This is a genomic window from Bacillus cereus group sp. BfR-BA-01381 (assembly GCF_022663555.1).
GTDB lineage: Bacteria > Bacillota > Bacilli > Bacillales > Bacillaceae_G > Bacillus_A > Bacillus_A pacificus.
Genome location: NZ_JAKUFR010000149.1, coordinates 1 through 6,629, shown reverse-complemented (window position 1 = coordinate 6,629; position 6,629 = coordinate 1). Strand labels below are relative to the sequence as shown.

Genomic DNA, 6,629 nt, shown 5'->3' with positions numbered 1-6,629 from the left:
GATGGAAATATTGAATTTTTGGGTCGAATTGACAATCAAGTGAAAATCCGAGGTTTTCGAATTGAACTGGGTGAAATAGAAAATATATTAAGTGAACATCAAGCTGTTCAGGAAACAGTGGTTATGGCACACATTGATAAGGAATCTAATAATAAATCTCTTGTGGCATATGTAGTTCAAAATCTTCATTATGAAAGTGGGGAAGAGGGAAAAGAATTACAAGGGGAGCAAACTGAACAATGGGAAATGATTTTTGATAATTTTTATGCTCAATCTCCTAGAACATCTGATCCAACATTTAATATAATCGGTTGGAATAGTAGTTATACTGGAGAACCAATTCCCGAGGGTGAAATGCAGTATTGGCTAAAAACGACGGTCGAAAGAATTCTTGACTTAAAACCACAAGTTGCATTAGAAATTGGCTGTGGGACAGGAATGATATTGAATCGGATTGCCCCTAAATGTAAGTATTATTATGGAACAGACATTTCAAATAAAGCATTAAATTATATTCAAAAACAGATAATTGAACGTGGGAAATTATCAGCTAATGTTAAACTCCTTCATCAATCAGCTGATAATTTTCAAGACTTGCATGATGGGGAATTTGATTCCATTATAATGAATTCTGTAATTCAATATTTTCCTAGTATAGAGTATTTAGTTCGTGTTTTAGAAGAATCTGTGAAACTAATTGATTCTAAAGGATCGATTTTTTTAGGTGATATAAGAAGTTTACCATTAGTAGAAGCGTTTCATACAAAAGTGGAAATGCATCATTCCAAAACAAATGTAACAATAGAACAGTTTAAGAAAAATATAGAAAATCGAATTAAGCAAGATAATGAATTAGTAATTGATCCAGAATTTTTCTATGCATTGCAAAGGCATATGCCAGAAATTAATGAGGTAGTTATACTTCCTAAGATGGGAGAGTTTGCTAACGAATTAACAAGTTTTCGATACGATGTAGTTTTAAAGATAGGTACAGAACCTGTATTGAAAACCAATTATCCTAGTTTAGATTGGAATAAGGACAATTTATCTTTACCTTTAATTCGTAAACAATTAGAAAACGAAGATACTAGGATCCTAGAGGTTAATAATATAAAAGATGCTCGAGTAAATAAAGACATTCTATTAATTGATTTATTAAAAAATAATTTAGAAATTAAAACAGTAGCTGATTTGAGAACTTTATTGGAAAAAGAAAATGAGGATATTGGATTAAACCCAGAGGATTTTTGGAGAGTGGCAGCAGAATTGTCTTATGATGTAGAAATAAAATTGAGTGAACCAGTAATTTCTGGATGTTTTAATATAATATTTAAGCGCCAGGGCTTAATAGAACCATTAAATCAAAATCAGATAAGAACTAATAATATAAAGAGAGAGGTTAAATCTTGGAAAATATATTCAAATAATCCTCTTCAAAAAAAGTTTGTTAACACTGTAGTGCCAGAGATTAAAAGTTACTTAAAATCAAAATTACCAGATTATATGATTCCGTCTTATTTTGTATTAATGGATAGGTTCTCACTGACACCTAATGGTAAAGTAGATCGAAGTAAGTTACCTATACCTTCTCGAGAACGGATAGATTCAGAATCTGCAGATTATTGTATGCCCCGTAACCCGATTGAAGAATTAGTTGCAGGTATTTGGACAGAGTTACTTAATGTAAATAAAATTGGGATTTATGAGAACTTTTTTGACTTAGGTGGACATTCTTTATTGGCTACACAAATTGTATCTAGGTTACGTAACATTTTACAGATAGAAGTAACTGTAAGAAGTATATTTGATGCGCCTTCAATTGCTGGACTTAGTGAAAAAATTTATGCACTTATGGGAGTAGAATATAAAAATCAGATTCCACAAACAACTATTAATGAAACAGAGATAAAAAGACCACTATCTTTTGCTCAACAACGATTATTATTTCTTGAGGAATTTACTTCTGGAAAATCATTATATAGTATTCCAGTAGCATTGCGTTTAAAAGGGCCTCTTAATGTTAAAGTATTACAGCAAGCCTTAAATGAAATTACAAGAAGGCACCAAGCTCTTCGAACGGTTTTTGATAATATAAAAGGAGAGCAAGTACAAATTATTAAGCCCCATCAGGGTTTTAATTTATCAATTAAAGATTTTACAGAATATCCAAAAGAGCAAAGAGATTTACTAGTTAAACAATTTATAAAGAGTGAAGTGATTCGACCTTTTGATTTAGTTCAGGGCCCACTTTTTAGAACTTATTTAATTTATGTAGATAAAACAGAGTATGTGTTGCTATTGAACATGCATCATATCATTTCTGATGGTTGGTCTATGGGAGTACTTGCAAAAGAATTATTTACCCTTTATGAAGCATTTTCTATAGGGGACGAATCGCCTTTACCTGATTTACCAATTCAGTATGTGGACTATGCTGTTTGGCAAAGAGAATGGTTAAAAGAAGAGGTATTGGAGCATCAGCTTGCTTATTGGAAAAAGCAACTACGTGGAGAACTTCCGGTTTTAGATTTATCTACAAATCTTACGCGGCCGACAACCGCAACATTTAGAGGGAAAGTTGAAAAATTTATTTTATCTGAGAAACTAACCGAAGATCTTAAAAAATTAAGTAGACAAGAGGGAACTACTTTATTTATGACATTACTAGCGGCATTTAAAGTATTGATATATCGTTACACGAGTGAGGAAGATATATTAATAGGTGCACCTATAGCGAACCGTAACTGGGGAGAGATTGAAAAACTAATTGGTTTTTTTGTTAATACATTAACCCTAAGAACAAAATTATCAGATGATTTAACGTTTATTGAACTAATGAAACGAGTGCGTGAAGTTTCTTTAGATGCCTATGCGAATCAGGATGTACCTTTTGAAAAAGTAGTAGAAGAGTTGCAGCCAGAGAGAAATATAAATCAATCGCCATTATTTCAGGTAATGTTTCAACTTACTCCAGAGTATAATTTTAAATTATCAAATTTAACTGTAGATTCTCTAGAGGTTCACACAGAAACGGCAAAGTTTGATTTATATCTCCCGATGACAGAAGAAGGAAATCAATTAGTGGGTAGACTGGAGTACAATTCGGATGTATTTAGTTTAATACGTATTAAACAAATAATTAAACATTTCGAAATATTGTTAGAAGGAATAGTATGTAACCCTTCTCAAGCAATTAAGGATATACCTTTATTGAGTGAGCATGAAAATGATACTTTACTTAATTGGAATAATACTTTGACACCATATCCAAAGGAAAAATGTTTCCATGAATTATTTGAGGAACAAGTAGAGAAGACTCCAGATGCAATTGCCGTGTCTTTTGAAGAGGAAAAATTGACATATAGAGAGTTAAATAACCGTGCTAATCAGTTAGCTCATTATTTAAAGAAGCAGGGAATTGGCCCTGAAGTTTTAGTTGGAATTTGTTTAGAGCGTTCAGTTGAGATGATTGTTAGTATTATGGGGATTTGGAAGGCTGGAGCAGCCTATGTTCCATTAGATCCATCATATCCAGAAAGTCGCCTACGATATATTTTGGAGGACACTGGAATTCAAGTATTAGTTACGAACGAGTCATTAGAAGACTGGATACCTAAAGAAATCAAGATAGTTTGTCTAGATAGGGATCAAGCAATGATTTCACAAGAAAGCATTCTTTCACCAAAATGTGAAGTAACAGGAGAAAACTTAGCATATGTTATTTATACTTCAGGATCAACGGGGAATCCAAAGGGTGTTTTGATACAGCATCATTCTGTACTAAACTTGTCGCATGGTTTACAAAAAGAGGTTTTTGAACATGAGATACCATCTAACATGCATGTCGGTTTAAATGCATCAATTGCTTTTGATGCATCTATCCAGCAATTACAAATGCTGCTTTATGGTTCAAGTTTGTATATTATTCCGAATGAAGTACGAAGTAATCCGGAACAGTTTGTAGCTTATATTAGGGAGAACAAGTTAGAAATCTTTGATATAACACCTTCATTGCTTCAATTACTTATAGATGTTGGATTGTTAGAAACATGTGATGGCGCTCATGTTCCAAGTAAGATATTGGTTGGCGGCGAAGCGATTATGCCGTCATTATGGGAACAGCTAGTAGAGACTGATAAAATTGAATTTTATAATGTATACGGTCCTACAGAATGTACGGTGGATGCAACATGTTATCATATCAAAAAAGATAGTAAGAGAATAACGATTGGGCGTTCGTTGCCTAACGTTCAAACTTATGTATTGGATAAAAATGGGTTGCAAGTACCAGTAGGTGTAAAAGGTGAGATTTATATTGGAGGAGAAGGGTTAGCACGTGGATATTTGAATCAGCCTGAATTGACTGCAGAAAAATTTATTATAGATTCTTTTAGTGGAAGACAAGGAGCGAGGTTATATAAAACAGGAGATTTAGGTCGTTATTTAGGAGATGGAAATATAGAATTTTTAGGCCGAATGGATGATCAAGTTAAGGTTAGAGGGTATCGAATAGAATTAGGAGAAATTGAGACATTATTGTCTCAGCATCCTGTAGTAGATTCAACAGCGGTATTAATTCAAGGAGATAAAACGAAAGATAAACGCTTAGTGGCATATATGACATTTAAAGAAAATCAAATGTCATCAAGTAATGAGCTGCGTGAATATTTAAGGGGATATTTACCGGAGTATATGATACCTTCTGTATTTAAAAAACTGGATACTATGCCACTCACTATAAATGGGAAAATAGATAGGAAACGCTTGCCGAAAGTAAGGGTGGAACGGCCAGATTTAGAGGCGACTTATGTAAAACCAAGTAATAAAATAGAAGAAAAAATAGCAAGTGCTTGGAGTGAAGTACTTGAAATTGAAAAAATAGGTGTCTATGATAACTTCTTTGTATTAGGGGGTCATTCTTTATTGGCAATGCAGGTTACATCTAGGTTACGTAATACACTGCAAGTAGAAATTCAATTAATGGACTTCTTTAAAGCACCTACTATCTTTGAAATGTCTGAAAAAATAAAAAAAATTAATAATAAAATTATTAAAAACAACATTAAGCCAATTTCTCGAGAAACCTACCTTCAAAAACGACCAAATATTTAATAAAAAGAGGAGCAAAAAAATGGAACAAAATTCAACGGATTTCTACTTAAATAATGAAGTGATGAAATTTGAAGATGAAGAGGTATTTGTCTTCCCTTGTTCATACTCCCAGCAAAGACTATGGTTTATAGACAAATTTCAACCAGAAAGTAGTGTTTATAATTTACCAATGGCTCTTTATATGAAAGGTTATCTGAATATTGAAGCTATTAATAAAAGTATTAATGAAATTTTAAAACGTCATGAAATTTTACGTACTACTTTTAATGAGATTGATGGAAAGCCTGTTCAGATTGTTGATAAATATAAAGAAATAGTCATACCAGTTGTAGATATAACTAAATATTCAAAATCCGAAAAAGAATTTCAAGCTAATAAATGGATTGAAGAAGAGGCTCACCGACCGTTTAACTTAAATCGAGGTCCACTTTTTAGATTTAAGTTATTAAAAAAATGTGAATCTGAATATGTACTAATGTTAAATATGCATCATATTATTTCAGATGGTTGGTCGATGGAAATTCTTACGAAAAATATTGCCTCATTTTATAAAGAATTTTGTAATGGAGGGACGTGTTCTTTATCAGAATTATCAATTCAATATGCAGATTTTGCGGTATGGCAGAAAGAATGGTTACAAGGCGATGTTTTAGAGAAGCAACTTTCATATTGGAAAAAGCAATTAGGTGGAGATTTACCGATACTAAATTTACCAACAGATCGACCAAGACCAGCTAAACAATCATTTAAGGGGAGAGTCGAAAAATTTAAACTTCCTAAAAGCCTTACCCAAGGAATAAAACAATTAAGTCAGCAGGAGGGAAGTACTTTATTTATGACTTTGCTTGCTGGATTTAAAACATTACTTTATCGTTATACTGGTCAATTAGATATCTTAGTAGGGACAGCTGTTAGTAATCGAAATGCGAGAGAACTAGAAGAATTAATTGGGTTCTTTGTTAATACTTTAATTATCCGTACAGATTTATCTGAAAATATGACGTTTAAAGATTTATTAGCCAAGGTGTGTAATTTATCAATTGAGGCTCATGCACATCAAGATCTTCCTTTCGAAAAAATAGTTCAAGAACTACAGCCTGAACGAAATATAAGTTATTCGCCTATAGCACAAACAATGTTTGTGCTACAAAATAACTCATACAATTCTATTGAATTACCGGAACTAATTGTTAATCCGGTAGAGATTCATACAGAAGTAGCAAAGTTTGATTTGACACTTTCTATGGAAGAGAATGCTGATGGGTTGGTGGGGATATTTGAATATAGTATTGATTTATTTGATAAAATAACAATTCAAAATATGATTAGTAATTTTATTACATTATTAGAAGGAATTATAGAAAATCCGAATCAATGTTTGAGTGAGCTTCCTCTTTTAACAGATCACGAACAACAAATGTTGCTGGATTGGAATAAGACAGAAACAGAATATCCAAAAGATAAATGTGTACATCAATTATTTCAGGAACAAGTAGAAGTGTATCCAGATACAATTG

At 32.4% G+C, this 6,629-nt stretch carries 2 protein-coding genes; both read left to right on the top strand.

The genetic code is table 11. The features are described from left to right. On the top strand, nt 1–5,112 hold a 5,112-nt coding region (locus MR079_RS27165; protein WP_396022970.1), incomplete at its 5' end, for an amino acid adenylation domain-containing protein. 19 nt (nt 5,113–5,131) lie between these two features. Beyond that, nucleotides 5,132–6,629 (top strand): condensation domain-containing protein (locus MR079_RS27160; protein WP_242294987.1); only part of this gene is annotated, 1,498 nt, incomplete at its 3' end.